This window comes from Rhizobium acaciae (assembly GCF_025941625.1).
Taxonomy (GTDB): Bacteria; Pseudomonadota; Alphaproteobacteria; order Rhizobiales; family Rhizobiaceae; genus Rhizobium; species Rhizobium acaciae.
Window position 1 is genome coordinate 83970 of record NZ_JAPCZO010000020.1, and the last position, 25593, is coordinate 109562.

At 59.4% G+C, this 25593-nt stretch carries 29 protein-coding genes and 1 pseudogene; 22 read left to right on the top strand and 8 right to left on the bottom strand.

The features are described 5' to 3' along the window. The 3 genes from OLZ32_RS27955 to OLZ32_RS27965 are packed head-to-tail and all read right to left on the bottom strand — an operon-like array spanning position 1 to position 1807. Positions 1–252, bottom strand: a complete 252-nt coding sequence (locus OLZ32_RS27955) for a hypothetical protein (protein WP_264423943.1) — start codon at positions 250–252, stop codon at positions 1–3. Continuing rightward, positions 249–1658 carry a DNA cytosine methyltransferase gene (locus tag OLZ32_RS27960; RefSeq protein ID WP_264423945.1) on the bottom strand — a complete coding sequence of 470 codons (1410 nt, stop codon included), beginning with the start codon at positions 1656–1658 and terminating at the stop codon, positions 249–251. Before OLZ32_RS27960 ends, OLZ32_RS27955 begins: the two co-directional genes overlap by 4 nt. After that, positions 1658–1807 (bottom strand): hypothetical protein, encoded by a 150-nt coding sequence (locus tag OLZ32_RS27965; protein WP_264423947.1) that lies wholly within the window; start codon positions 1805–1807, stop codon positions 1658–1660. The genes OLZ32_RS27960 and OLZ32_RS27965 overlap by 1 nt, the downstream gene beginning before the upstream one ends. A gap of 465 nt (positions 1808–2272) precedes the next feature. Between OLZ32_RS27965 and OLZ32_RS27970 the strand changes: the two genes are divergently transcribed. Further along, positions 2273–2614 (top strand): hypothetical protein, encoded by a 342-nt coding sequence (locus tag OLZ32_RS27970; protein ID WP_264423949.1) that lies wholly within the window; start codon positions 2273–2275, stop codon positions 2612–2614. Positions 2615–3464: 850 nt separating this feature from the next. On the opposite strand, the gene OLZ32_RS27975 is transcribed toward OLZ32_RS27970, so the two are convergent. The 5 genes from OLZ32_RS27975 to OLZ32_RS27995 are packed head-to-tail and all read right to left on the bottom strand — an operon-like array spanning position 3465 to position 5269. Beyond that, positions 3465–3815 carry a hypothetical protein gene (locus OLZ32_RS27975; protein ID WP_264423950.1) on the bottom strand — a complete coding sequence of 117 codons (351 nt, stop codon included), beginning with the start codon at positions 3813–3815 and terminating at the stop codon, positions 3465–3467. Further along, complete coding sequence (locus OLZ32_RS27980; protein WP_264423952.1) at positions 3812–4051, bottom strand: hypothetical protein; 240 nt, start codon at positions 4049–4051, stop codon at positions 3812–3814. Before OLZ32_RS27980 ends, OLZ32_RS27975 begins: the two co-directional genes overlap by 4 nt. Continuing rightward, entirely contained in the window at positions 4048–4224 is a 177-nt protein-coding gene (locus tag OLZ32_RS27985; RefSeq protein WP_264423954.1) for a hypothetical protein, read from the bottom strand. Before OLZ32_RS27985 ends, OLZ32_RS27980 begins: the two co-directional genes overlap by 4 nt. Next, positions 4221–4376, bottom strand: a complete 156-nt coding sequence (locus tag OLZ32_RS27990; protein WP_264423956.1) for a hypothetical protein — start codon at positions 4374–4376, stop codon at positions 4221–4223. Before OLZ32_RS27990 ends, OLZ32_RS27985 begins: the two co-directional genes overlap by 4 nt. A gap of 32 nt (positions 4377–4408) precedes the next feature. Next, positions 4409–5269, bottom strand: a complete 861-nt coding sequence (locus OLZ32_RS27995; protein WP_264423958.1) for a DUF3489 domain-containing protein — start codon at positions 5267–5269, stop codon at positions 4409–4411. A gap of 95 nt (positions 5270–5364) precedes the next feature. Here OLZ32_RS27995 and OLZ32_RS28000 point away from each other — a divergent pair, with 95 nt between their 5' ends. From OLZ32_RS28000 to OLZ32_RS28100, 21 genes and pseudogenes are all read left to right on the top strand, one after another. Beyond that, on the top strand, positions 5365–5928 hold the full coding sequence (locus OLZ32_RS28000; RefSeq protein WP_264423960.1) for a hypothetical protein: 564 nt from the start codon (positions 5365–5367) through the stop codon (positions 5926–5928). After that, on the top strand, positions 5925–7958 hold the full coding sequence (locus tag OLZ32_RS28005; RefSeq protein WP_264423962.1) for a phage terminase large subunit family protein: 2034 nt from the start codon (positions 5925–5927) through the stop codon (positions 7956–7958). Before OLZ32_RS28000 ends, OLZ32_RS28005 begins: the two co-directional genes overlap by 4 nt. A 3-nt stretch (positions 7959–7961) precedes the next feature. Further along, complete coding sequence (locus OLZ32_RS28010) at positions 7962–8195, top strand: phage head-tail joining protein (RefSeq protein ID WP_264423964.1); 234 nt, start codon at positions 7962–7964, stop codon at positions 8193–8195. Then, entirely contained in the window at positions 8195–9760 is a 1566-nt protein-coding gene (locus OLZ32_RS28015; RefSeq protein ID WP_264423966.1) for a phage portal protein, read from the top strand. The genes OLZ32_RS28010 and OLZ32_RS28015 overlap by 1 nt, the downstream gene beginning before the upstream one ends. After that, a complete protein-coding gene (locus tag OLZ32_RS28020) occupies positions 9753–11147 on the top strand; it encodes a S49 family peptidase (RefSeq protein ID WP_264423968.1) in 1395 nt (464 codons plus the stop codon). Before OLZ32_RS28015 ends, OLZ32_RS28020 begins: the two co-directional genes overlap by 8 nt. Before the next feature lie 22 nt (positions 11148–11169). Continuing rightward, complete coding sequence (locus OLZ32_RS28025) at positions 11170–11553, top strand: head decoration protein (protein WP_264423969.1); 384 nt, start codon at positions 11170–11172, stop codon at positions 11551–11553. A 33-nt stretch (positions 11554–11586) separates the two neighbouring features. Then, the gene (locus OLZ32_RS28030; RefSeq protein ID WP_264423971.1) at positions 11587–12681 is read left to right on the top strand and encodes a major capsid protein; all 1095 of its coding nucleotides are present in this window, start codon (positions 11587–11589) and stop codon (positions 12679–12681) included. A 17-nt stretch (positions 12682–12698) separates the two neighbouring features. Further along, a complete protein-coding gene (locus OLZ32_RS28035; RefSeq protein ID WP_264423973.1) occupies positions 12699–13043 on the top strand; it encodes a head-tail joining protein in 345 nt (114 codons plus the stop codon). 4 nt (positions 13044–13047) lie between these two features. Next, positions 13048–13596 (top strand): hypothetical protein, encoded by a 549-nt coding sequence (locus OLZ32_RS28040; protein ID WP_264423976.1) that lies wholly within the window; start codon positions 13048–13050, stop codon positions 13594–13596. After that, a complete protein-coding gene (locus OLZ32_RS28045) occupies positions 13589–14155 on the top strand; it encodes a phage baseplate assembly protein V (RefSeq protein ID WP_264423978.1) in 567 nt (188 codons plus the stop codon). Before OLZ32_RS28040 ends, OLZ32_RS28045 begins: the two co-directional genes overlap by 8 nt. Positions 14156–14164: 9 nt before the next feature. Continuing rightward, positions 14165–14503 (top strand): GPW/gp25 family protein, encoded by a 339-nt coding sequence (locus OLZ32_RS28050; protein WP_264423980.1) that lies wholly within the window; start codon positions 14165–14167, stop codon positions 14501–14503. Next, positions 14500–15453: a baseplate assembly protein gene (locus OLZ32_RS28055; RefSeq protein WP_264423983.1), complete on the top strand. Its 954-nt coding sequence runs from the start codon at positions 14500–14502 to the stop codon at positions 15451–15453. Before OLZ32_RS28050 ends, OLZ32_RS28055 begins: the two co-directional genes overlap by 4 nt. After that, positions 15440–16696 carry a phage tail protein I gene (locus OLZ32_RS28060; protein ID WP_264423984.1) on the top strand — a complete coding sequence of 419 codons (1257 nt, stop codon included), beginning with the start codon at positions 15440–15442 and terminating at the stop codon, positions 16694–16696. Before OLZ32_RS28055 ends, OLZ32_RS28060 begins: the two co-directional genes overlap by 14 nt. Positions 16697–16707: 11 nt before the next feature. Next, a complete protein-coding gene (locus tag OLZ32_RS28065) occupies positions 16708–18978 on the top strand; it encodes a hypothetical protein (RefSeq protein ID WP_264423986.1) in 2271 nt (756 codons plus the stop codon). Between the two features lie 10 nt (positions 18979–18988). After that, positions 18989–19165 (top strand): hypothetical protein, encoded by a 177-nt coding sequence (locus OLZ32_RS28070; protein WP_264423988.1) that lies wholly within the window; start codon positions 18989–18991, stop codon positions 19163–19165. Between the two features lie 13 nt (positions 19166–19178). Next, positions 19179–20807 (top strand): tail fiber protein, encoded by a 1629-nt coding sequence (locus OLZ32_RS28075; RefSeq protein WP_264423991.1) that lies wholly within the window; start codon positions 19179–19181, stop codon positions 20805–20807. A gap of 237 nt (positions 20808–21044) precedes the next feature. Further along, positions 21045–21305 (top strand): annotated as a pseudogene (locus tag OLZ32_RS28080) (hypothetical protein); the annotation flags it as partial. Between the two features lie 97 nt (positions 21306–21402). Then, positions 21403–22821 carry a phage tail sheath subtilisin-like domain-containing protein gene (locus tag OLZ32_RS28085; RefSeq protein ID WP_264423993.1) on the top strand — a complete coding sequence of 473 codons (1419 nt, stop codon included), beginning with the start codon at positions 21403–21405 and terminating at the stop codon, positions 22819–22821. Further along, entirely contained in the window at positions 22821–23324 is a 504-nt protein-coding gene (locus OLZ32_RS28090; RefSeq protein ID WP_264423995.1) for a phage major tail tube protein, read from the top strand. The genes OLZ32_RS28085 and OLZ32_RS28090 overlap by 1 nt, the downstream gene beginning before the upstream one ends. 9 nt (positions 23325–23333) lie before the next feature. Continuing rightward, a complete protein-coding gene (locus OLZ32_RS28095; RefSeq protein WP_264423997.1) occupies positions 23334–23597 on the top strand; it encodes a phage tail assembly protein in 264 nt (87 codons plus the stop codon). A 151-nt stretch (positions 23598–23748) separates the two neighbouring features. Then, entirely contained in the window at positions 23749–25593 is a 1845-nt protein-coding gene (locus tag OLZ32_RS28100; RefSeq protein ID WP_264423999.1) for a phage tail tape measure protein, read from the top strand.

Consider the following 25593-nt stretch of genomic DNA (forward strand, 5'->3'; position numbering starts at 1 on the left):
TCATGCTCCTTCCAATATATCGGTGGGTTTGATCTGGTAGCGGGTGTCAACGGACCAACCCGCCTTCGCTAAGATGAATTCGCCGTCTTCCGAGTAACCGGTGACAACGGCGTGATAGGTGAGGTGACCGCGCTTGAAGATGACCGTGGACCCTGGCGGGAACACCGAGGCGAAGAGCTTGCGAATCTTCCGTCGAGCCTTCGCTAGTTCGATCGTGGCGCGTTGCAGCGCTCGGGATTGTTCTTCTGTCATCGCCCCACCTCATTAGTTTGCAAAACGTCAACAGCTTGGATACGCGTTCCCAACCACCTCATGACATTGACGGCCATGGAGTTGCCGAGGGCTTTGTAACGGGGGCCATCGGCCGCCGGCTTGCCACGATAAAGCACATCGGTGAAGCCATCCGGGAATCCCTGTAACCGCTCACATTCGCGCGGGGTTGGCCTTCTTACCGCCCATCCATATTGGACGCATTGCGTCAAGGGATCGGTGTCAAGCGCCCCCGGAACTGGACCACTTACAGGATCCATTCGGCCATTGAATGCCACGGGTTCCGTTATGAAGGTCTCGGTTTCGAAATCCAGTCTGCCAACTGGTCCACCGTGAGCATTGACCGCGGTGGCGACGTCAATAGGTCCACTAAGTTTATTCCCTCCGAACGCCTGGGCGATATAGGAGCGCGAGGAGCCACCGGAGGCCGCGTGAATATTGGCGGTGAGGTGAGGGCCTTCCGGCATCGCTCCGCCCTCGCGTCCGCGCAAATCGAAGGCCATGGCTTGAACTTCTGATCTTGCCTCAAGCGTGTAAGCGATATCTGATTGCACCCCGACGCCATCGGGGCCGCTTTCCGGGTTTTCGCGCATTGCCCCGGCTTGAATGGCATAGCTTGAAGGGATCAATCCTCCGTCAAGGTCGAAGTCAGTTCCGAGCCCGCCGCCGCCTTTAGTGCGAGCGCTAATTGTGGGGGCAACGTCTTTTTTCGATTCTCGGCGCGGCGGAGGATCCCCGCGCAAGCTTTCTGGCTCAAAAAGTACCGCGGCGGCACGTCGCCAGTCTCCAAGATATCCGATAACGAAGACACGCCTTCGTCTTTGAGGGACCGCGCGTCCAAAGCCGTCCACTCTGACAAATTGAGCGTCAAGCACGCGCCATGCGAGGCCGTAAGCGCCTTTGTAGCCTTCGACAACTCCCGCATTTCTCCAGCCTGTTGCGGGGACTTCGACTCGTTGTCCGGAGAGGAGTCCCAAAAGGCTTGCAAATCCGCGTCCGCCATCGTCCGAAAGGACACCGGGGACGTTCTCCCACGCCAGCCAGCGGGGGCGATATCGCCGAGCAATTGCGCCATAGGTAAGCATGAGTGAACCACGCGCGCCGTCCAGTCCGGCCCGAAGCCCCGCGACGGAGAAATCTTGGCAGGGGGTTCCGCCGACAAGAAGGTCAATTGCATGGTGTGGCCATTCCTCGAATTGTGTCATGTCCCCGTGGTTGGGGACGCCGTTACTCGCATCCGGTTCGCCCGGCATGTTTGATCCGTAATGATGGGCTAAAACGGCGCTCGGGAACTTCTCGATTTCCGCAAAGAAAGCGGGTGTCCAGCCGAGCGGGTGCCATGCCATCGTGGCGGCCTCGATGCCGCTGCAAACCGATCCGTACCGCATCAGATACCGGCGGCGACTTCGCGGGCCATGCCGATAGACGGGCAGACGCGGGGATCACCTCCGCGTGCCGAGTAAACATAGAAGTCATCACCGTAGGATTCGCGAACCGCCCAAATTTCGTAGGTCGCTGTTTTCTCGATGAGGCGCATGATGATTTCTCCGATGCGTTTGCAATTTACAAACATATGCATGATGCATAGCGCGTTGTCAATTCGCAAACTGAGGCGGCGCGCGTCCCGAGCCGGTGGGGAGCGCCGATCTCAGCATACACCCCGCGCATACATCAAAAAATACAACGAAAAATACAGGTTAAGACGCTGAAATCGCTGAACATCTATGTTTCTATTTTATTTTCGTCAAAATACATATCGATATGCATGCATACACACATAGCGCAGCGCATGCGCATGCATGCACACACAGGCATATGTATTATTATTGATTTAAAAAATAGAAATATATATATATAATATAATCAATGGGTTACTGTGTATTTTTTGTTGTATTTTTCCGAAAGGCAAAAAATACAGGTCTCAAAAAAATACAGGGTTGCTGTTTTTCAAACTGAACCACATAATTCCGGAAATTGAAATCGACCCGTTTCGAGGTGGACTATGGAAGCGATTATTACCCGCAACATGACGGTGGCCAATGCAAAAGGCGAAGCCGAGGCATTCGAAGCGAGCGATAAGCCCATCACGCTTGACGCGGACACCTATCGTCGTCTCAACCGGGCATCCGCCGCAGTGGTCTATGTGCCCGAAGGCGCAGCGGTTCCAACGATCGCAGATGCAGACGGTATCGAGGCCGGCAAGGTGGAAACCGTGGAAGAGTTGATGGAGCTTAACAAGCCCGATCTAATCGCGAAGGCCGAAGCCGAGACCGCCGATTTCGAACCGAACTGGACGAAGCAAAAGATTGCTGATGCCATCATCGCGAAGCGTGCCACGGCTTAGGCATGGCCGGCGAAATAATCGTTAAGGCAAACTGGAATACCGCCGAGGTCAAGGCTCTGATGCGAAAGCTATCAGGGCCTCGTTTGCATCAGGCGATGAGCGTTGCAGTCAATGACTCCGCTCGCCAGGTCGAACGTAAGGCGGAGCAACTTGTTGCTAAATCCCTATCGATCCCACCGAAGCGCTCGAAGCTCGGGATATGGGTTCGCCCGATGTCTACGCCTTCAACGCTTACCGCTATTGTAAGGGGCTCCGGTTCCGTTATCCCTCTCAAGGCGTTCGGTGCCAAGGAAGAGGGCGATGGCGTCTCAGCGAGGATATGGGGGGCTAAGGTGCATCATCCCGGCTCATTCATCCATGGTGGTCCAGATGGGGATCATACTAGGGAGCTAGGCATGGGTTCGCACGTCTTCCATCGTGTGGGCAAAGCACGCTTCCCAATCGAGAAGAGCAGGGGGGCCGCGATCTCCGATGCTATGGCAAAGGATGCGGTGTCCGCTGCGAATGAAGCCTATGGCGCCGAACGCCTTCAAGCCAACCTGATGCGTCAACTTGATCGTTACTCCCGCTCCCGTGGTGGTGCGTCCCGAGGCTAAGGGTTGACCCCTCTTGCATCTCAGGTCACATTGATCCTTTTCGATGCGAAATCGCCTAACTCATTGATATCATTGAGCTTTCAGACTTTCATGGGTCCTTCCTACGGGGTGGCATGGTGCGGGGAGCGTGGCCGCGCAGGCTTTCGCTAGCGACAGACTCTTTCAGTATGGTTATGAACCACGCATAATGCTTAGCCATATGGTGAAGTATCTGGGCAAAGAAAACCCGGCGCAACGGCCGGGCTCGGGATCATCTAAGGTGCTGAATTCTTTTGCCAACGTCCCCATTCCGCGAGCGCGGCGGCGGCCTCCCGGTCACCCTTCTTTTTGAAGTAGGCGGTGACGTCTCGAGTTGTGAGCTTATCGGCGATGTCCACAAGCGTGGAGCCATCCCGGATCTTCCACAAACTGGACCGGTCCGGCCGGTACGCCACGTACATCACGCCTTGATATGTGATGCTTCGGCTTTTGGCGTCATGGCGATCCCATGCGGTCCGGGGGTCCCGGAAGTCGTGGCCGCACGCGTAGCACTGTTTCGCCGCCGATGGCAGGCATATGAAGCATTCGGGGCGCGGGCAGCACTTAAGCGGTATCTCGCCCTTCATGCCCGGTGCTCCCCATTGCGGATAGAGTCGGCCTTCGCCTGGTCACCGTGGTCGCCGATGCTTTCGAGGTATCGGGCGGCGGCCTCGCGCTCCGCGTTCAAGGCCGCTGCGATGATGCCGGTGGCTTTCTGAATTGTGACATCAAGCGGATCGTTTTCGGATTCCGATATGGCGTTATAGACCGCCTCGGCGGCATCCGTTGCCGCCTTCATGATGTCTTCCGGAATATCGGTCATGCGTCACCACCTTTCGCGGGATCATCCTTGCGGTGCTTGAAGTATATCAACGCGGCTTCCTCGACGGAACACGCCGCAAGCTCTTCGATGTCGCGGCCCAACTCCTCGGCGATAGCGGCGAGCCGCTTCGCCGCGGAGGCGTCAACGTAGACGGAAAGCAGGCGGCCAGTCATGCGTCACCGCCTTTCGCACGGACCAGCTCGCGGCGCAAATCCTTGATGACGCGGGCTTGCTCCACGTCAAACAGATCGGCCACCATGCCGGCGGTTACGGTGATGATGGGGCGTTCATCATCAACCCATGAAGTGTCGTCATTCAAAACCATCCACCGAATGGCTTCACGGTATCCGGGCCTCTTCACGCCGCACCGCCTTTCCCGGCGGCCTTGACGGGCTCGATGAAGTACCGGGTCGGGACCTCGCCGGATCCGCGCGAGCACTCGATAGAGAAGCCAACGGCTCCGAGCTTCTTGCGGAGGGTGCCCGCGATGTAGCCGCGCAAGGTGTGGCGTTGCCAGCCGGTGGCGTCCTCAAGTTCCTTTTGGGTGGCGCCGTCTTCGCGCTTCATAAGATCAAGTATAATTTTTTTCTTGCTGATCTTTTCCGGTTTCGCGCCGAAGGTCCCCGCCGCCTTCTCCGCGTCGATACGCTGGCGGCGCTCCGCGCGCCTCGCCTCGATTTCTTCTCGGCTGGACTGGACCGGCGGCGGAAGCAAAGCGGCGGCTTCCATGGTGCGGGCGGTGGCGTCTGGAACCTTGCCGACCACCTCGATACCTTCAAGGCCAATCCCCGCCTTTTCCAAATCCGCCTTGACGGCTGGCGGGACAATAAGCGGCACCGCTTCGAGGTCTCCAGTTGTCACCGGCTCCACCGCATCAAAGGCGGCCTTCAATCCGGAGTCGTCCGCCAACTCGCTCATGTCTTCGGCGGGGATGGAATAAACCCCGGCATCACCTTCCGATGCGGCGACGGCAACACTGGCGGCGACCTCCTCCTCATCGGTCCAGCCGTAGATATAGACATTTCCAGCGAATGCGGCGGCAATGTCTTCGGCATGTGCGTCGTCACCGGCGAGCAGCGAAACCGCTGCATACCACTCCCGGCCTCCCTCTCCGTCAACTACCTCGACAGGCTCCGCCACCTCGCAAAGCTCCGGAAACTTCGCGACCACACTGCGGGCGAAACGCTTCGCGTTGCTCTTAACTGTATGTGATTTCATGTCCTCACCGCCTCCGTTGCGGTTTGTTGCGTTTGCGATTTACAAACATCGGTATAATGGAAACTATGCATCATGTATAGAGAAAAGATCAAAGGATGACGAAACGCAAACTAATCGGGATATCGACAACCGATTTCGCGGATTCGGTTGGCGTCACCTATGAAGCGGTGATGAAGCGGGTAAAGGCGGGGAAGTTCTCGCCCGAAGCTATTCACGAAGACGGAAGCTTTGACGAAGAGGTCGCACGGGTCGATTGGTTCGCGAACACGAACCCGAACCGCATCCAAGCGAAGCCTGGCGATCGGCCGAAGCCGCCGCGGAAGAACGCGGCGCAGCATGGCGATGACGCCGAGGAGAAGCGCGGCGAATACAAGATTAAGCAGGACCGCGCCGAAGTCGATTTGCAGATCGCCCTAATCAAGTTGGCGGAGATGCGCCGGGAGTACGTTCCGGTCGAGGAGGCGAAGAGCGCGTTGCGCGCCGTTACTCACACCACGCGCGATATGTTCTTGAACTTCTCAGCGAGACACGGCGCCGAAATCGCGGCCGAAATCGGAGCGGACCCCGGCACGTTCATCGGTATCCTTGAGGCCCATATTAGGCGCGCCCTCAATGAGGCGTCGGATCAACCGTTGCCAACATTTGGGGCAGACGGATGAATGCGCATATCGGTGTGCCCGCTATCGATTGGGTTGATGAGCTTTTCAAAGATGCAATGGAGTCCCTTCGGCCCGCGCCACCGTACACGGTGAGCGAATGGGCGGACCGGCACCGTAAGCTTTCCTCTAAATCGAGCCCGGAACCTGGGCAATGGCGGACCTCGCGCACCCCGTACCTCCGCGAGATTATGGATTGCTTATCCGTCTACTCGCCCGTTCAAACCGTGGCGGTGATGAAGGGCGTGCAAATCGGCATGTCCGAAGGCGGGTTCAACTTCGTTGGATATGTCATCGACCACGCGCCGGGGCCGATGATGTACGTGATGCCCACCATCACGATGATGAAGAAGTTTTCCAAGATCCGTATTGATCCGATGATTGAGGCTTCGCCGTCGCTTCGGGACAAAGTGGGGACCACCGGCAAGAGCAGGGACTCCGGCAACACGATCGAACAGAAGGATTTCACCAACGGCGTGTTGGTGATGTCTGGTGCGAACTCTGGCGCATCCCTTCGAGGCATCCCGGTTCGCTATCTGGTGCTTGACGAAGTGGACGGTTACCCGGCCGTTGCTGATGATGACGGCGACCCCGTCACCCTGGCGATGGACCGCACCAACGCGCATTCGGCGCGCCGGAAAATCTTCAAGCTCTCCACCCCCCTGCTAAAGGAATCCTCCCGCATTGGCCCCGCGTTCCGCGAGGGTGACCAGCGATATTATAACGTGAAGTGCGATAAGTGCGGCACGTTGCAGCCTATCACATGGGACCGGATCAAGTGGGAATCGGGGAAGCCGGAGACCGCCGTCTTTGTGTGCTCGGCGTTCGATGCGGAAACTGGCGAGCTTTGCGAGCACCGGCACCCCGAACACCGCAAAGCGCACCTCCTCTCCGAAGAGAACGGGGCTTGCTGGATACCCACGGCGGTTCCGGTCAATCCGAAGACGCGAAGCTATCACCTCTCCGCGCTCTATTCGCCTTGGTATTCGTGGGCGAGTTGCGCGGAGCGGTTCTTAGAGGTGAAGGACGATCCCGCGAAGCTGCAGCCTTTTATTAACAACGTCCTCGGCGAGGAGTGGGAAGCGCTCGGCGGTGAGAAACTGGACCCGGATTCGCTCCTGGCGAAGCGCGAAACCTTCGAGGCCGACCCGCTTCCGGAAAAGGTGGCGTTGCTGACATGCGGCGTCGACGTCCAGCCGGACCGATTGGAACTTGAGGTCGTGGGATGGGGCCGCGATGAGGAGTCTTGGTCTATCGCCTACCACACCTTCGCGGGCGACCCCTCCGAGCTTGAGGTGTGGGATCAGCTTGATGATTTCCTAAGCGGGCGGTTCGCGCATCCCGCGAAGCCGGACGGCCTCCGGATCTCGGCGACCTGCATAGACACCGGTGGCGCGAACACACAAGACGCCTACCGCTTCATTCGTCCCCGAGAAGGCCGGCGCATCTGGGGTATCAAAGGTTACGCCGGCAAGCGCCCGGTATGGCCGAAGCGCCCGAACCGAAACAACAAGGGTAAGATCAACCTCTACGCCATAGGCGTTGATGCCGCGAAGGAAGTGGTGACCGCCCGACTCACCAAGATGGGGCCGCAAGTCTCCGGCGCCGGCGCCTGCCATTTCAACATGGACCGGGACAAAGAATATTTTGAGCAATTGACGGTGGAGCGGAAAGTTACCCGCTACGTCAAGGGCTTCAAGGTTATCGAGTGGCACAAGAATGACCACGATCGAAACGAGGCGTTTGACTGCCGCGTCTACGCCTACGCCGCGTTGCAGGGTTTGGTCGTCGGCGGCATCAATCTCAACAAGCGCGCCAAAGCGATGGCGGAAGAACTCGCGGAGAAGAGGCGAGATTCCATGCCGGAGGAACCGGAGGCGGTGGAGCCGGTGGCAGTGGCACCGGAGGAGACCAAAGGGGCCGCCGAGGTAGACGCTTCGCAGAATCGTGGAATGACCACCGAAGAGCGGAGTGCGATAACGAGAAGGAAACGGAAGCGCGGGCGCGTCATCGCTAGCCCGTTCATGGGTTGAGAAATGGCCGCACTGACACCGGAAGAAATCGCCGCGCTTAAGGCTACGAAGGCACGGCTATTGAAGGCCATGCGCTCCGGTGCCCGCGACGTCCAGCATGACGGCAAGCGCGTCTCCTATCGATCGATGGAGGAGATGCAAACCGCGCTGGACGGCATCAATGATGAGCTTGGCGAAGCGGAGACCGGGAAGCGCCGGAAGCGCGTCATGTATGTTGATGCGAGGCGAGGCTACTAATGGAAAAGCCGCGTTACAAAGTCAAAGCCGGTTCCGTTCCGCATCTTCCCAAAGTCGCGTCGGTGGATTCCGCGTTCAAGGTGCCGGGCTCGGTCAATCCCTCTTTCGAGGCCGCCGGCCGTGGCCGCCGCCTCCGGAACTTCAATCCTCCCAAGCGCCACATCAATTCCGCGATCCAGGCGGCCGGGGCCACGCTCGTGGCCCGCGCGCGCTGGCTATATGAAAACGATGGATACGCCGGCAACGCTGTTGATGAATGGGCATCCACCGCGGTGGGCGATGGTGTGAAGCCGCGTCCGAAGAAGTCGGTTCCCAAGGCACAAAAGGCGGCGCTCCTCGATCTCTTTTGGGATTGGACCGAAGAGGCGGACGCCGATGGCATGTCGGATTACTACGGCTTGCAGGAAAAGGCGGCTCGCGAAGTCTTCCTTGCTGGCGAAGTCTTTTTCCGTATCCGCGCACGTCGCCCCGGCGATATGTGGACGGTGCCGTTTCAGTTGCAGTTGTTGCCATCCGAAATGCTCGACCTCAATTTCAATGAGGTGACGCCGACCGGAAACATCATCCGCGCCGGTATCGAGTTTGACGCCATCGGCCGCCGAGTCGCTTATCACTTCTGGCGGTGGCATCCGTATGATGATGTGCCGCTTGGCAAGTCTGGAACCCGCGAACGGGTCCCGGTTCCGGCCTCCGAAGTTATCCATGTCATTGAAGGCCGCCAGGCCGGTCAAATCCGCGGCGTCCCTCGGGTGGCCCGCGTGCTTGTCAAGATCTTCAAAATGGAAGCCTATGATGACGCCGAACTTGAGCGTAAAGGAACCGCCGCGCTCTTCGCGGGCTTCATCGTAGGGCGCGGCGAAGTTCCACTAGACGACCTTAACGATGACGACGACGATGAAGCTCCGATTGCTCCGATGGAGCCCGGCGCGCTTGTTGACCTCGGCGATGACAAGGATATCAGGTTTTCGACGCCGGCCGATGTTGGGGGTTCCTACGATCCTTTCCAGTACCGCAACATTCTCAAAATCTCTTCTGGTCTCGGCGTCCCTTATTCCTACGTGTCCGGGGACATGACCAAGGGCAATTTCTCGAATGTGAGAACGGATATCGTCCGCTTCCGCCGTCGCGTTGGTCAATGGACAAACAACACGCTGATTTTCCAGATGTGCCGCGTCGTCTGGAAAGAGTTTGTAGAGCGCGCCTATATGGCCGGTCTGGTCGATCTCCCCGGCTACGATGAGAACCCGACCCGGTATTGGGCCGCGGAACATCTTCCTCCTCGCCACGAATGGATTGACCCCGCGAAGGACGTTGCCGCGGAGAAGGACGCGATCAAGGCAGGACTTAAGAGCCGGACGCAAGCGGTGGCGGAGCGCGGTTATGACCGCGAAGAGCTTGACGAAGAAATCGCGGAAGAGCGAGCCGAAGAGGATCGACTCGGACTCGAGTTCGATACCCGGACACCGGCAACGGCTCCGGCGGCAGGGTTCGGCGGCTCGGCATCGGGCGCCGAAGAAGATCAAGATCAACAAGACGAAGAAACGGACGTTCCGGAAAATGCGTGACCTTCCACACCTGGCGTCATTGATCTTCAATCGCCCGCTTCTGGTGCGCGCCGATATCGGCCGTCAACTCATTGACGCGATCGGCCCGCGCATCCTCACCGGGGAATCGATGGCCCGCGCCGATATCGCGGCGGAGATACAGCGCGCGCCGCGTGAAGCGCGTAGCGGATCCTCGCGCCGTCTCGCCGGAGGCGCCTATATGGAACGGGACGGAATCGCCGTTCTTCCTATCGTGGGCTCGCTGGTGCGGCGTGGCACCTGGCTTGACGCGGAATGCGGCATGATGAGCTATGGGCTTGTCCGTGATGCCACCGCCGAAATTCTCATGGACGCTTCGGTCCGTGGCCTCATGCTTGAATTCGACTCCGGCGGCGGAGAAGCTAACGGGTGTTTCGATTGCTCCGATTTCATCCGCACCGCATCGGCGGCGACGGGAAAGCCGGTATGGGCTCACGCCAACGAAATCATGTGTTCCGCCGCCTACGGCCTTGGGTGCAGCGCCGACCAGATTTGGGTCGCCAGGACGGCGGAAGTTGGCTCCATTGGCGTCCTCGGGGCGCACGTCGATGTGTCCGGGGCGGACAAAGCCGCCGGCGTGAAATGGACATACATCTATGCCGGCGAGAACAAGACGGACGGGAATCCGCATGAGCCGCTTGACGATGGCGCCCGTGCCCGAATGCAGGCCGATGTCGACCACCTCTACGAGATGTTCCTTGAACTTTCTTCGCAGAATCGTGGAATGACGGTGGAAGAATTACGCGCTACAAAAGCTGACATATACCGCGGAAGCCTTGCAGTTGAAGCCGGTCTAGCTGACGAAGTTGGCACACTGGACGAAGCACTCGAAGCCTTTGCGGCGCACGTTGACGATTTGCAAACTTCTGGCGGAGCCGCGTTGAGCAAATCACAATTGAGGGTTGGATTGATGGTACGGAAAACCGGCAAGACGGTCGCAAGCGCGGACGCTGGAAGCGAAGGCATTACGGAAGCTCCGGAGACCGACGTAACCGAAGCCGTGGATGCGGGCGCCGACGATGTCACCGAGCCGGAACCGGCGGAACAAGAAGTCGATGACGCGAAGGTCGCCGCCATCGTTGACCGCCGACTCAAGGCAGAAACCGCGCGTTGCTCTGGCCTCCACGCCGTGGCTCAGCAGGCTTCCCGTTTGGGCGTCACCTTCAACGCCGTTGAAGCCATCAACAAGGGCATGAGCGTTGACGTTGCCCGCGCCAAGGTTCTCGCCGCCGCCGCCGATGGTGACGCGCCGGAGACTTCCGCAATCGCGGTGCCGAAGAACGTGGCCGCCGCGGGTGCTGGCGGGCAAAAGACAATGAGCGCGGACGCGAAAAAGTCCGCGTGGGGTAAGGCAATCAAGCGCCGCTAACGGCAACTAGGAGTCACTGACAATGCCCGTTTTTACTGACGACGGCCGCCGCGAGGGCGATTATGAAATGAGCGGTTCCGCTGGCGCCACCGGCGGCATGCGCTCGCGCGACCAAGGCATTTTGCTCGCGGGCACGGTTGGCAAGTCCGGCATGGTTGTCGGTCTGGTGACCGCCTCCGGCAAGTATACTCCGCTCAATACGGCGGCCGCCGATGGCTCGCAGACCGCGGCCGGCATCCTCTTTTCGAATGTGGACGCTTCTGCCGCTGACAAGCGCGCCGTCTTTCATGTCCGTGAAATGGAAGCCCACGACGCCAAGCTGATCTGGCCTGCCGGTATCTCGGCGCCGAACAAGGCGGCAGCAATCGCAGCACTCAAGACAAAGGGAATCATCGTCCGCACCTAAACGGCGGCGTTGTTGAACGGGGACACCACCAACATGCATATGGACATTTTCAACGACGACGCCTTCTCTGTGGTCACGATGACCACGGCTTTGGAGGATTTCGAGTTCAAGCCGAACTATATCGGCTCGCTCAACCTCTTCGAAGACGTGCCCACGGCCACCGATATGGTGACTATCGAGCGGCGCGGCAATACGCTTTCCATCATCCAGACCACGGAACGCGGCGCGCCGCTTCCGGAAGGCCAGACGGACGGTCGCACCATCCGCGGCTACCGGGCTCCGCGTATCGCAAAGGGCCACACCCTGCAGGCTTCGGCGATCCAGGGCATCCGGGCCTTCAATACGGAGTCTGACCTCGAAACCATGATTGGCTACGTTGGCCGATATTCTGCCAAACTGGTGGGCGACGTCGAACTGACCTGGGAAAACATGATGCTCGGCGCCATCACCGGCAAGGTGTTGGACGCGGACGGCTCCACCATCGTGGATTGGTTCGCCGAATGGGGTATCCCGGTTCCGGATGAAATCGACTTCGCTCTGGATACAGTTGATACCAACATCGAAGAGAAATGCCGCGAAGTCATCGAAGTGATGAAGCGCAATTCCAAGGGCGCGTGGAACAACAGCACGTACATCATCGGCCTTTGCGGGAAGAGCTTTTTCAACAAGCTTACGATGCACAAGACGATTCGCGAAACCTATCTCAGCACGGCGCAAGCGCAGATGCTCAACCGTGCCATGGGCTTGGCGAACGGCTCCGGTTTCCGTTCCGGCACCATCGCCACGTTCGATCACGGCGGCATCCTCTTCATCCGTTACCAAGAAGCCGATGGTTTCAATTTCACGGCTGATGAGGCCACCATCAAGGCGGCGGGCAAGAATGGCATGGGCGTCCAGTCCAAGCGCTGCAAGTTCTTCCCCGTCAACGCCCCCGGCGTCTTTCAGGTGGCGTATGCGCCGGCGGAAACGTTCGACTTCGTCAACACCATCGGTCGCCCGCTCTACCAGATGCTGATCCGCGACCGTGACCGCAACGCCTGGGTTCGCCCGGAAATCTATTCCTATCCGCTCTTCATCTGCACGCGGCCGGAAATGCTTCTTCGTGCCAAGGAGTCCGCCGGGGCGTAAGCCCGGCGGGTCCGCCTATGGATTGGGATTCCCTTCTGGACGATATGACCGCCATTGTTGCGGAGACGTTCCCGAAGGGGATCACCTATCACCGCCTCGAAACGGGCACCACTCACAGCACCACGCCGAGCGGCGCGCCGCTTACCGCGATTTACGATATCAGCGCCACGGACACCCGCGACAATGGCGGAACGCTTGCCGTCAACAATCGGCAAATCATCATTGATGTCCGTATCGCCGACCTTGGGTTCGAGCCTGCCACGAAAGACCGCGTTGATGTGGATGGTAAAGGAAGCTTTACCGTGCTCGCGCTGATGCCGTCCTCATCGGGAATGACAAAGCTTCTATTGCGCAAAGGCTGATCCCATGGCGAACCCGCGCAAACTCATCACCGCCGCCATTGCGGAATATCTGAGAACACCCGTCACCACGGATCCGCTCACCTTCCGCACCGATGCGAAGGGCCGCGCACTCGATTCCGATTCCACGCCTCCGGACGCTGACGGCCTCGCCGAAATCAATGTGGTGTTCGCGCGCGAGACGATAGACGCGACAACGCAGCATCAGGGCGGCCCACGCCGCCGGGTGATGCAAGTAAGCGTGGAGTGCTACAGCACCGCCAGTAAAGACGCCGCCGATGACCTCGCGATGCAGGTTGAAGACGCGATGAGGGAAAACCCCACTCTCGGCAACACGGTGGAATCGCTCATCCTTACTGACGTTGATCTTTACATCGCGGAGCGGGACTCGTTCGCGCTCTTCGCCGCGATGATGAAATGGGAAGTGGTCTATTGGACCCATGTCCAGCCGGATGAAACCGGGCGGCCTACTACGGTTCTCCTCGGCTTCGCTCCGGAAATCGGTCCAGGCAGTGAGCCCGATTATTCCACCATCATCGGGGGCGTCGATGTCTAACCGCTATGACGCCGAAATCACCGACCTGAAAAGACGCGTTTCCAATGGCGTCCTTATCGGCACCGTCTCCCAACGTGACGAAAAAGGCCGCTACCGGGTTAAGGTTGGCGACCTCGAAACCGATTGGATCCCCGCCGGCGTCCGCCGAGCCGGGAAGACAAAGGAATATTCCTATCTTGAGGTTGACGAACAAGTCGTTCTCGCGAGCCCGTCCGGGGACCTCTCGCAAGCCGTTGTTCTCGCCGCGATCCCGAAGCAAGACACGCAAGCTTCTGACAAATTCAACATTGATCGCAAGGTCTACGAAGACGGAACCGTTATCGAGTATGACCACGAAGCGAAGCGCTACCGGATGACGGTGGCGGAGGGCGGATCATACGAATTGAACCTTGGCGGCGGCGCCTCCATCGTGGCTTCCGGGGACGGGCTCACGCTGAAAGCACCGGGCCGGGTCACGATCGAATCCGACGAACTATTCCACAACGCGAAGAACGTGGGCGACTCCCACGAACACACAGACGTTATTGCGGGGTCCGATAATACCGGGCCGCCGGCGTAAGGGGGCGAGATGCGCGGCACCGATAAGACCACCGGTAAAGAACTGGACGGCAAAGCTCACCTCCGCCAGTCCATCACGGACATTCTGAATACGCGCATAGGCACCCGCGTGATGCGCCGCGACTACGGCTCCGAGCTTCCGAACCTCATCGATAACCCGATCAATGACGAATTCGCCGTTGACCTCTATGTCGCGCTCGCCGAGGCGCTGGACAAATGGGAGCCCCGTTTGAAGTTGCGGGAAGCTTCAATGACGGTCCAGGGCGACGGCGTTATAGAATTCGCATTGACCGGCGATTACCTGCCGGACGGGAAAACGATAACGCTAGACGGAATTGTTGTGAGATGAGCGAAGCGCCCGCCGAATACTTCCGTTTGGTTGATCTTACCGGCATCCCGGTTCCCGATTTCGTGGAAACGCTGGATTACGAAGCGATCCGCAAAAGCGCGATTGATTATCTCGTTTCGTTGGATACCGATTACACCGCGCTCCTCGAAAGCGACCCCGCGATCAAGATTATCGAGGCGTTTTCATTCCGTGAAATGATCCTTCGCCAGCGCATCAATGACGTCGCTTTAGCGAACACCATCACCCGATCGGAAGGCAATGACCTCGGCGTCATCGGCGCCTTCTTCAACACCACCAAGTTGGACGGGGAAACGGATGAGCGATACCGCCGCCGCGTCCAGATGGCGATTTATATTTCAGCGGTTGGCGGCCCCCGGCAGTCCTACGAATTCCACGCGCTTTCCGCTGACCCTTCCGTGGTGAATGTCAGCGTTCATTCCCCGGCGGCCGGCGAGGTCGCGGTTACCGTGCTCGCCTATGTGGACGTTATCGCCGCCGATGCCAGCGCCGAAGACATCCTTGTCGGAAAGGCGTTGTTCGTCCAACCCGCGGACCCCGCGAAAGCGCGCGTTCTCGCGGGCTCCTCCTCGGATCCGTTGAAGGCGGTTCGGCTCCGGCTTACCGATGACGCCGTTAGGCCGATGACGGATTCCGTGACGGTGCGCCCGCCGAACGTTCTTCTGTATTCGATCGGCGCGAAGCTGGTGATTTATCCGGGGCCGGATGCGAACACAGTCAAGGCGAACGCGCTGGCGTCCCTGGCGGCCTACCTGCAGTCCATCCGCAAGGTTTCCTATGATGCCACGGTGTCCGGCATCATCGCGGCGCTCAAGGTTCCCGGCGTGCAAAACGTCATCATGCTGGCGCCTATGGCCGATGTGGTGGCCTCCTATTATGACCTCCCGGTTTGCACCGCGGTGAATGTGGTGGTGGACCGTGTCGACGTTTGAAACCATCCTTCCTTCGAACTCCACCCCGCTTGAAAGGGATATCGAGAAGGCCACCGCCTTCCCGGATCTCCCCATTGATGCCTTGGCGTCTCTGGTGGACGCGCGCAAGATTGATGCTCGCTTGCTTCCGTGGCTGGCTTATCGGTTCGCCGCGGACATTTGGGATGACAATTGGAGCGAAGGAAAGAAGCGCGAAGTCGTTGCGCAACAGTTCGATTTGCACCGCCTGAAAGGCACGAAGGAAGGGATTTCCCGGATGCTCGGGGTGGTGGATGCCACCTTGCTGGACTCCGTGTCTTTCCCCCAACGTGTTTTTGCCACCGCCGGCATCAGCAAAGAGCAGCGTAACGCCTGGCTCGCCAGGATGCCGGAAATTCGAGTCTACTTCGCCGCTACCACGGGCACCGCTGGACCCGATGCGTTCGCGCGTGGCCTCGGCGCGTTCGTGGGGCATGGCTTCGCGCGCTTCGATGCCGCCGCCGCGATCTATGGGCGCCGCGCCGTAGTTCGCTACCCGGACGGCAAGGAAATTTCGTTGCGCCGCTCCACGGTGGAGACTGTGGTGGAGACTCGTCAATCCGTTGACGTTGACCGGCTCCACATCCCCGGTGAAGCCGCTAGTGCGCTTTTCGCTGGCGGCTTCCTCGGCGGGGCCTTCGTCACGAAGCGGAACAAGCAAGCCAGCATCATCACGTACACGCTGAATCGCACCTATGATTCCAGCGCCTCCGAACTCCACCTTGATACCGTGGCCCCCGGCTTGGATCCGATCGACGTCAAATATGAACGGTACGCGGACCAGCTTCCTCGCGGTCCCGGCCTCTTCGTTGGCGACTTCCTTCGCCGCCACTACGTCCTAACGGATGATGCGGCAAACCACATCTATGACCGCGTTTTTCTCCACGACCCAACCGTGGATGCACCGTGGACAAAGGCGCATTCCTTCGTGAACCATGCCCGGCTCGGCATCGCGAGGTTTCACGCGGAGCTTCTGGTCGATGCGAAATCGAAGACGCGGCCACGCGCCGGATTCGCCGGGCTCGCCTATTGCGGCCGGGCTTTTGCAACAAACGAGAATCTAAGCCGGACCAAACTGGCATATGCTGCGGTCCGGAGAAGTAAAGCGCTTCGTGACCGGGTGAAGGTGGATACACAAACCACGCGCACCGTCACTTTCGGCGATGGCTTCAAGTTCGGTGACGGCATCAAATTTGGCTCAAAGGTGCGCAATAGGTTGCGCTAAAGAGGAATTACATGGGCGAGCGCCTTGTTATCATTTCGCAGGACCAGCAGCTTACCGAAGAAGATCTGACAAACATCGGTGGGTTCGCTCAAGCCTCGCTCGACCACGTCGTCAATGACGGTATCGAATCCGGCCGCAAGTTCACCGGCTTCGCCGTGGTGTCCTCGGGTCCCGCTCAAGTCACCGTTGGCGCCGGCCGCATGTATCAGGGCGGCCAGGTCTATTTCCGCGATGACGAAGGCGGCGTCGTTGTGGACCTGCTTTCCAGCCTGCCGGCGGTGACTGAAAAGATTGTCACCATTGCGGTTTGGGGCCAAACCATCAACACGGACACCGAGCCGCGCACCTTCCTTGTGGACGTTGACACCGAGCAGACCGAAGCCCGCGCCGTTGCCACGGAGTCCCGCCGCTTCGCCAACGTGAACGCCGTAAACGGCATCGAGTCCGCGGACCCGGTGGCGCCCGCGCTGGACTCCAACGTGCTCGCCGTTGCCTATGTCCGCTTGAATACGGCTGGCATCGTCTCCATCACCGCCGCCGAAGACAACCGCCTCGAGTCCGTTCGCGGCGTCTCCAACCGCACCAAGGATCTTGAAAGCTGGCGGGTTCGCGCCGGCGCATCCATTGATGTCATCTCTTCCACGGTGGCCGGTATCCAGCAGACGCTTAACGGCCTCGCGCCGACCGATCTCGTTTTCGAGGTGACCCGCGACGTCGCCCGCCTCAAGGAATTGGCGGAGCTTCCGGAAACCTACACCTCTTATGACGCCGACCGCTATCTCAGCACGGCGAAGTCGGACACCGCGAACGTCAACTATCTCGCCGCGGTGGAAGAGGGCGTGAAGTTCTCGCCGGCGTCACAGAATCAGTCAATCGTTGAACTGTTGAACCCGATTGATCCGCTGGTGAAGCGGCAAAACAATGTCATTCTTCCGGTCTACACCGAGGTGCAGCGCGACAAGATCGTCGGGGCGGACTCCGAAATCTCGATTGCGCAATACCAGTATCAGACGGTTACGTCCGTCCAGAAAGAGATTTCCCGGACCCGCGTCCGCTACGGCACCACGATGACGGTTTGCACGAACTCTTCGTGGTGGAAATCCGGCTCCTATGATCCCGTTACCGGCATCTTCCATCGCGGTTCGGAATCGTGGTCCGTTGACCCGGCCGATCGCGCCTCGGTGACGAAGAAGCACAAGAACCTTCGTCTCACTCAATACTTCGTGGACAGCTACCAAGAAACCTATTGGGATGTGGTGGTGACGCCGCAAGCGATCTCCGCGTCCTTCCTCGGCGAAACCTTCCTGAATTCGGAGCCCGGCTATGTTACCGCCGTTGGCCTCTACTTCACGCGCAAGGCGGCGACCGGCGACCTCACCGTGATGATTTGCGAAACCGATGTGAGCGGCAAGCCGGACTTCTCGAAGGCTATTGCCCGTGTCGCCTTCCCGGCGGCGAACATCAAGATTTATCCGGAAGTCACCAAGGTTCCGCTTCCCCCGACCTATCTCGAAAAGGGCAAGCGTTACGCCATCGTTCCGGCCTCCGCCGGCAACCACTTCCTTGCCGCCGTCAATGGCAACAAGAACACGCAAGGCACGCTTTTCTATTCCACGGATGGAGCGTGGGCGCAGGGCGATCTTACCAAGGATATCGCTTACTCGCTGTATTTCGCCAAGTTCGACTCGCCTCGCTCCGAAGTGGTGTTGCAGGCGTTGCAGCTTGGCGGCGGTATCGCGGCGGTCGACATCAACTTTGATAGCTTGGTTCCGGACGGAACCACCATCACCTTCGAAGTCCAGGTCGGCGGCGTCTGGAAAGCGCTTTCGGGTGACAACCCGGATCTCTTCATCGGCTTGCCTCCGCTTCTTCCGTTCCGCGCCGTTCTCCTCGGCACAACGGACGTTATGCCCGGCTTCGGTGTAGGTATCCGCTCGCAAACGCTGACCTCGCGCCCGCGTGCCGATTTCAAGCACATCTCCACGCCTCGAGTTTTGCCGGCGCCGTGCGATACCATTGAGGTGACGCTACGCCTCGAATATTGGGATGCCGCCCACCACACCAACGTGTGCAAGCTTCTCACCGGCGGCACCTTCGCCACAGTGGAGACCGCGGACTCCATCATCACCGAGGCCACCCCGGATCCGGGCGCCGTCATTCGCCGCTACACGTTCAACGTCCCGGCGCCCATCAGCACATATAAAATTCAGATCGAAGGCACCACCGATAACGTGTTGGTGACCTATCACGTGGCGGAACGCTACGACCTCGCATTCTCGTAAGGGGCAAGACATGGCGAAGGCACCGTTGAAACAGTTCGAAGATGAAGCGCTTTACGACGTCATCCTGGCGAGGCCGATCAAGGTCGGTCGGACCACGGTGATTCCGGCGCACGGCGTCCAGCTTAAGGGCAAGGTGGTCACCGAAAATCAGGTGGACATTATCGAGGCTACGAAAGTAGCGTCGTAAGGGGAATCCGCCGATGGCGCAAAAGACGCTTGCCGAACTCTTCTATGTGGGGCGGACAACGGAATTCAACGACGCGTTTTGGAACAAGTTCCTAAACGAGTTGACGGCCCGTTTTACCTCGCTCGAAGGTATCAAAATCTCATGGGATACCGTGGTGCAGGAAGGGCTAGGAGTAGCCATAGACCGCATCAATGAGGTGCTTGGCCCCGCTGCGGAGCGTATCCAAAACATCGCTTCGCTCGGCTTCCTTTCGGTCTCCTCCTCCACCGATCGGATCTTGGCGCCTGGCATCAACAATTTCGTCGTTGACCCCGGCGATTCCCGCGACCTCTTCGTGCCCACTCCATTTGTGGCGGTCACCCGGCTTTCGGAACCGCTGGATTACGCAATCGGCGTCGTCACCTATTGGGAGCGGGCCACCGGCTCTATGGATATCAACATCGTCTATATCGAGGGCGATGGCGACACCCATGATGACTGGACGATTTCGGCGGTGGCCGGTCAAGCACTGGCGCAAGCTCAAATCCTCGGCCTCACCACCACGGCGCGGGATGAAGCCGTTACCGCGAAGATGGACGCGCAAACCGCTCGGGGTGACGCGATCGTCGCGAAGACAGACGCGCAAACCGCGAAGGCTGACACGCTAACGCTCCGCGATGAAGTCAGAACCGTTATCGGCCCCGCCGGTGCGGCTCCGCCTGCCACGCTTAAGGGCAAGCTATGGTATGACACCGCAAGCGAAGTCACGCGCGTATGGGATGGCACCTCTTGGGCCCCGGTTATCTCCTCGACCCTCGGCGGGCTCCGATTCGAATCCGGCACGCTTGGCGCGGCCCCTGATGGGGTCATTACCGTGGATGGCGGCTTCTCCTCCGCCATGGTGTTCGTCAACGGGGCGCTGTTGCGCGAGGATGATGACTACACCGCGGCTTCGCCGACTGTGACGCTTTTGGCCCCAATCGAAGGGGATCAATATTTCGTATGGGGATACAAGGCGCTTGATGCCACGGATTACTATACGAAGGAACAAGTTGACGCGATTGTCGCCCCTGTTATCGCGACTTTCGCGGAGAAGGGCACTCAGCCAGGTGATGTTAAATTCAGCCGCCGCACCACGGCTCCGGCGGGATGGCTGAAAGCGAACGGCGCCGCGGTCTCCCGCGCCTCATATCCCGAGCTTGACGCCGCGATTTACGTGGGGGACTCCGCCAACGCCACCGCCTTGGATGGCTACAGGTGCACGAACCCCGCGAACCCAACGGGCACCCGATCGGTATCTGGCTCCTATATCGTTCTCCCTGACCTCCGGGGCGAATTCCTTCGTGGGTGGGATGATGGGCGCGGGATCGACCCCGCGCGTGCGTTGGGCTCCGCTCAAAGTGGCCAAAACCTTGCGCATGACCACAACGGCGCGACCGGCGCCGCTGGCGCTTCCGCCATTTATGTCACTGGCAGAACCACAAACCAAAGCAGCCTTACCGTTCATCCTGGCGATTTCATTCTAGGCGTTGCATCTGGCGACGGCGGCGGGGTGACGATCTACACCGGGTCGAGCGCCAACCACACCCACGCAATCGCCGCCTCTGGCGGCTCCGAGGCGAGGCCGCGAAACTATGCCTTGCTCGCGCTCATCAAGTATTGAGGGATCAACATGAAAATTTATAACTATGATCCCACTACGCTTGTATTCGCGGGTGAGGGCGAGGCCGATGAAAGCCCGCGGGAGCCGGGCGTTTTCTTGTTGCCAGCGTTCTCCACGAAGAAGGCGCCGCCGGCGGACCGCGCCGGATATCTCCGCGTTTTCCGAAATGAGAAATGGCAGTTCGTCCGGGCGTCTTCCCCAACCGATGAAGCCACCGATGAGCCGCAACTCACCGAGGCCGATTATACCGCAGCGATTCAAGGCGTGCTGGACGCGGTGGCGCGGGTGCGGCGATATGATTCCATCTTCACCGCGATTTCATATCGAGGGGATCCAAACCCCGTTTTCGCAGCGGAGGCCGACGCCTTCTTCGCCTGGCGCTCCGCGGTCTGGACCTTTGCGGCCGGTGAGCTTGCCAAGGTGATGGCCGGCGATCGGCAGCAACCCACCATCGAAGAATTCATTGTAGAATTGCCGCCCCTTACGCTTCCAGCGTGACCCCAACCAAGACGAAGCCGATTCCCTTATCCGTGATTTGCGAATTGCAAACACGCGTTTATAAAATGGCAATTACTTCGTTTTGGAGAGTCAGAATATGGCGGCGGCGCAATTCCTTCATGGTGTGGAAGTCATCGAAATTGACGATGGGCCGCGCCCGGTTCGCGTCGTTCGCTCTTCTGTCATCGGCATCATCGGCACCGCGCCGAACGCTGATGCCACCGTTTTTCCGCTCAACACTCCGGTTCTGATCGCCGGTTCCCGCGGCAAGGCGTCTTCGCTCGATACCTCGGCAGGACAGACGGGCGAGGGCACTTTGCCCAACGCCGTTGACCTTATCCTTGACCAAATCGGCGCCGCCATCATCGTGGTACGTGTCGAGGAAGGCGAGGATGACGCGGAAACGCTCGCCAACATCCTCGGTGGCTACGAAAACGGCCAGCCCCTCGGCGTCCACGTCTTCACCGGCGCGAAGTCCGTTGTTGGGCAACAGCCGCGAATCCTCATCGCTCCTGGCTTCACTTCCGAACGTCCGCAGGGCGTGGTCGGGCATGGCGCCATCACGGGCGGCAACAGCGGCGCAAACGGAACTTTCCCGCTCGCATTCACCGGCGGCACCGGCTCCGGCGCCGAGGGCACCTTTACGGTTGCCGGCGGCGCGCTCACCGCTATCACCATCACGAAGGGCGGCCGCTATTCGGTGGCCCCAACGTTCTCTTTCGCCGCCTCCGCCGGGCTCGCCGGCGCCGCTGCATCGGTTACCCTTGGCGTCACTTCCAACGCCGTTGTGGCCGAACTCATCGGCATCGCGGAACGCCTTCGCGCCGTCATCATCGCCGATGGTCCGAATACCACGAACGAAGCCGCGCTGCAGTACGCCGAAGACTTCGGTTCTCGCCGCGTTTATGTGGTTGACCCCGCCGTCAAGGTTGCTCGGGGCGCCAACGTTGTGGTTGAGCCGGCGTCTCCCGCCGTGGCCGGCCTCATCGCCAAGATTGACAACGACCGGGGCTTCTGGTGGTCGCCGTCTAATCAGAACATCAACGGTATCGTTGGTATCGCGCGGCCGATCGACTTCACGCTCGGGGATGCGAATTCCGCGGCCAACCTTCTCAATGAAGGCAACGTCGCCACCATCATCTATGAGGATGGTTACCGCCTATGGGGCAACCGCACCGTTTCGAGCGATGCCAAGTTCGCCTTCCTCAATATCGTTCGACTCAACGATATCGTGGCGGACTCCATCCTCGCCGCTCATCTTTGGGCGGTGGACCGCGGAATCACCAAGACGTATTTCGATGACGTATCGGAATCCGTCAACGCGTTCCTTCGTTCCCTCAAGGCCCAAGGCGCGATTTCCGGCGGCATCTGCTTCCCGGACGCCGACTTGAACTCCGCCGCTTCCATTCAGGAAGGCAAGGTTTGGTTCAACGTGGACCTCTCCGGCGTCTATCCCGCCGAACACGTCATTTTCCGTATGCGCCTCACCGGCGATTATCTTGAGGATCTCGTCTAATGGCTTCTCAGCTTCCCCGCCAGGTCAAGGCGTTCAACGCGTATATCAATGGGTCCAGCTTCGCCGGCCGCGCCGATACTGTGACGCTCCCGTCACTGGCGCTTATGCTCGAAGACCACCGCGGCGGCGGCATGGATGCGCCGATCAAACTGGATTTGGGTATGGAGTCTATGACGGCTCTCGTTACGCTCTCCGATTACTCGGCGGATATCATCGGGCTCATCGGAGTCCCGGAAACCCCGCTTGTCTTCCGTGGCGCCGTCCAGGCCCAAGGCGGCAACGCGGAAGCCGTGGTTATCAACATGCGCGGCATGCTTGCCACTACCGAATTCTCGGAGTGGTCGCCCGGCACGAAGTCCACGAAGGCATTGACCTTCGAGCTTTCCTATTTCCGCTACCGCCAGAACGACGTCCAACTAGCGGAAATCGATATCATCAACATGGTCCGGAGTTTCGGCGGGGTCGACCAGCTCGCCGCGCTCCGCGCCGCGATCGGCCTCTAAGGTTTCATCATGACAGACATTCGCAAGACGACCTCCCTTCCGCTCGCCGAGTCGGTGACAATCGAGGGCCGCGAAATCACGGTGTTGAACTTCCGCCGCATGAAGGGGAAGGACATCAAGGCGGTGGAAAAGCTATCCAATATCGACGCCACTGCCCACCTGATTTGCGAACTATCCGGGAACCCGCCGGAACTCTTTGACGAAATGGACGCCGCCGATATCGATGCGGCCTCGAAAATCGTTGAGGGTTTTATGAAGCGGAAGGCCCGGTAAACCTCGAAACTATCGAGGTGATGATAGGTGATATCGCCGTCATCATGCCGGGCTTTCTGCCATATACCCCCGCCTTCGAACTTGATCTTGATGAATTGCGCCGGTGGCATGAACAAGCCAAGGCGAGGGCGCCGAAGAAGGGCGGGACGTGATGGCGGCCAATGCAGAAGCAACAGTAACACTTTCGCTTATCGATCGGGTCACCGGGCCGATTCGGCGTATCGGCGCGCGCATTGGCAATCTTTCGAAACGCATCGGTTTGGACCGAGTCGGCCGCTCCATCGGCAACCTCGGCAATCGCTTCAAAGGTCTAGGCGACGGCATCGCGCACACATCGGGTCGCCTCGCCGGATTGTTCGGCTTGCTCGGGGCTGGTGGTGCCGGGGCCATCGCAACCGCCTACAGCCTGGCGAAATCCGCCGGGGACGTTGGCGCCGAAATCCATGATATGTCTGTGAAGCTCGGCTTGGGCGTCGAGCAACTTCAAGAATACCGGTTCGCCGCGAAGATGTCCGGTGTGGAAATCGCGACCTTCGATAAGGGCGTTGAAAAGCTTGGGATCAATGCGGTTGAGGCGAGCAAGGGCAACAAGCAACTCGCCGCCGCCTTCAAGTCATTGGGGATCCGGGTAAAGGGTGCCAACGGGCAGATGCGCCCGGTGGAAGATATCCTTGACGAAACCATGTTGGCGTTGTCCCGGATCAAAGACCCGCTTAAGCGGAATCAGCTTGCCTTTAAGGTGTTCGGGAAGTCGGGGGTCGAACTTACCAAGATCCTCGCCGATGGTGCCGGCGGCCTTAAGGACTTGCGCGAAGAGGCGCGTCGGACCGGCAACGTTTTCAGCAAGGAAGCTTCGGACGCCGCCGATGAACTCGGGGACAACACGGACGCCCTTCTTGAGCGGTTCACCGGCCTTAAAAACTTCCTTGGAATGCAGCTTCTTCCCGTGGTGAATGACGCGGTGAAGGGTATCACCGAATGGTATGATGCCAATGCCGTGTTGATCCGGTCCGCTATAACCGATTGGGCTAAAAAGCTTGGTGGGTTCATCAAGGATTTGCTGGACCCTACGTCTCAGGTCCGAATCAAGTTCGATGAATTCGCGACTTCTGTCAGCAATGCCTATGCTGAAATAAAGCCGTTCGTTGACTTCCTCGGCGGGCCGATGAAGGCCGGCTTAGCACTAATCGGCCTTTGGGCGCTGGCGCCCGCTATCACGGCTATTACGCTTCTTGGCGCCGCCTTCGGCGGGCTCGGGCTTTCGATTGCTAGCGTCGGGGTCAAAACCATCGGCCTCGCGTTGTCGGGCATTAAGGGGCTTTTCTCGGGGATGGCTGGCACCGCTGCAACGGCGGGAGCCACGGCCGGCGCTACATATGGCAACTCCTTCACTAAAAGCCTTCGGGGCGCTCTTCGGGTCGGGCTACTCGGCCTCGGCGCCTATGCGGCTAGCCAGATTATCGCGGACATGCCCACCACGAAGGAAGGATGGGAGCAGCGGATCGAAGACAACAAGAAGGCGGACGCCGAGCGAAACAAAGCCATCATGGACAACGGCGGTTCCGCCGCCAACAAATTGCTTGGCTTCGATTTCCTCCGGGAAAAGGACGGCTTCGAGGAGTCCCCGGCCAAAAAGCTTCTGGACGGCATCAAGGGGATGTTCTCGGGATCCGCGCCGAGCGCCAACGTGTCCACCACGCTTGCGGTGAACGATGCCATCAATGCCCGCCGGTTCGGAATCGGCGGCTCCACCACGGACACGCTTCCGGGGAAGGCCAAGGATGACGTCGCCGCCGCGACCACGGTATCCATCCCGGAAAATATGATTGTTCATGAACCGAAACAAACCACCGTCAACGCGCCGTTCAACGCGGGCGGCATCGTTGTGAACGTTCAAGGCATGACACCGGCGGAGGCGCAAGCCGTAGTAAACGGCGCGCTTCGTAAAGCGGCGGCGGACCACTCCGCAAATGTCAACTCGGCTCTTTCGGATTGA

Excerpts from the sequence above, each read along its gene's own strand:
- OLZ32_RS28070 (WP_264423988.1), top strand. The coding sequence starts at position 18,989 with ATGGCGAAGGCACCGTTGAAACAGTTCGAAGATGAAGCGCTTTACGAC.
- OLZ32_RS27980 (WP_264423952.1), bottom strand. The coding sequence starts at position 4,051 with ATGACCGATATTCCGGAAGACATCATGAAGGCGGCAACGGATGCCGCC.
- OLZ32_RS28020 (WP_264423968.1), top strand. The coding sequence starts at position 9,753 with ATGCGTGACCTTCCACACCTGGCGTCATTGATCTTCAATCGCCCGCTT.
- OLZ32_RS27995 (WP_264423958.1), bottom strand. The coding sequence starts at position 5,269 with ATGAAATCACATACAGTTAAGAGCAACGCGAAGCGTTTCGCCCGCAGT.
- OLZ32_RS28075 (WP_264423991.1), top strand. The coding sequence starts at position 19,179 with ATGGCGCAAAAGACGCTTGCCGAACTCTTCTATGTGGGGCGGACAACG.
- OLZ32_RS28100 (WP_264423999.1), top strand. The coding sequence starts at position 23,749 with ATGGCGGCCAATGCAGAAGCAACAGTAACACTTTCGCTTATCGATCGG.
- OLZ32_RS28035 (WP_264423973.1), top strand. The coding sequence starts at position 12,699 with ATGGATTGGGATTCCCTTCTGGACGATATGACCGCCATTGTTGCGGAG.
- OLZ32_RS28095 (WP_264423997.1), top strand. The coding sequence starts at position 23,334 with ATGACAGACATTCGCAAGACGACCTCCCTTCCGCTCGCCGAGTCGGTG.
- OLZ32_RS28000 (WP_264423960.1), top strand. The coding sequence starts at position 5,365 with ATGACGAAACGCAAACTAATCGGGATATCGACAACCGATTTCGCGGAT.
- OLZ32_RS28065 (WP_264423986.1), top strand. The coding sequence starts at position 16,708 with ATGGGCGAGCGCCTTGTTATCATTTCGCAGGACCAGCAGCTTACCGAA.
- OLZ32_RS27960 (WP_264423945.1), bottom strand. The coding sequence starts at position 1,658 with ATGCGGTACGGATCGGTTTGCAGCGGCATCGAGGCCGCCACGATGGCA.
- OLZ32_RS28050 (WP_264423980.1), top strand. The coding sequence starts at position 14,165 with ATGCGCGGCACCGATAAGACCACCGGTAAAGAACTGGACGGCAAAGCT.
- OLZ32_RS28030 (WP_264423971.1), top strand. The coding sequence starts at position 11,587 with ATGCATATGGACATTTTCAACGACGACGCCTTCTCTGTGGTCACGATG.
- OLZ32_RS28040 (WP_264423976.1), top strand. The coding sequence starts at position 13,048 with ATGGCGAACCCGCGCAAACTCATCACCGCCGCCATTGCGGAATATCTG.
- OLZ32_RS28005 (WP_264423962.1), top strand. The coding sequence starts at position 5,925 with ATGAATGCGCATATCGGTGTGCCCGCTATCGATTGGGTTGATGAGCTT.
- OLZ32_RS28025 (WP_264423969.1), top strand. The coding sequence starts at position 11,170 with ATGCCCGTTTTTACTGACGACGGCCGCCGCGAGGGCGATTATGAAATG.
- OLZ32_RS27970 (WP_264423949.1), top strand. The coding sequence starts at position 2,273 with ATGGAAGCGATTATTACCCGCAACATGACGGTGGCCAATGCAAAAGGC.
- OLZ32_RS27955 (WP_264423943.1), bottom strand. The coding sequence starts at position 252 with ATGACAGAAGAACAATCCCGAGCGCTGCAACGCGCCACGATCGAACTA.
- OLZ32_RS28015 (WP_264423966.1), top strand. The coding sequence starts at position 8,195 with ATGGAAAAGCCGCGTTACAAAGTCAAAGCCGGTTCCGTTCCGCATCTT.
- OLZ32_RS28055 (WP_264423983.1), top strand. The coding sequence starts at position 14,500 with ATGAGCGAAGCGCCCGCCGAATACTTCCGTTTGGTTGATCTTACCGGC.
- OLZ32_RS28010 (WP_264423964.1), top strand. The coding sequence starts at position 7,962 with ATGGCCGCACTGACACCGGAAGAAATCGCCGCGCTTAAGGCTACGAAG.
- OLZ32_RS27965 (WP_264423947.1), bottom strand. The coding sequence starts at position 1,807 with ATGCGCCTCATCGAGAAAACAGCGACCTACGAAATTTGGGCGGTTCGC.
- OLZ32_RS27975 (WP_264423950.1), bottom strand. The coding sequence starts at position 3,815 with ATGAAGGGCGAGATACCGCTTAAGTGCTGCCCGCGCCCCGAATGCTTC.
- OLZ32_RS28090 (WP_264423995.1), top strand. The coding sequence starts at position 22,821 with ATGGCTTCTCAGCTTCCCCGCCAGGTCAAGGCGTTCAACGCGTATATC.
- OLZ32_RS28045 (WP_264423978.1), top strand. The coding sequence starts at position 13,589 with ATGTCTAACCGCTATGACGCCGAAATCACCGACCTGAAAAGACGCGTT.
- OLZ32_RS27985 (WP_264423954.1), bottom strand. The coding sequence starts at position 4,224 with ATGACTGGCCGCCTGCTTTCCGTCTACGTTGACGCCTCCGCGGCGAAG.
- OLZ32_RS27990 (WP_264423956.1), bottom strand. The coding sequence starts at position 4,376 with ATGGTTTTGAATGACGACACTTCATGGGTTGATGATGAACGCCCCATC.
- OLZ32_RS28085 (WP_264423993.1), top strand. The coding sequence starts at position 21,403 with ATGGCGGCGGCGCAATTCCTTCATGGTGTGGAAGTCATCGAAATTGAC.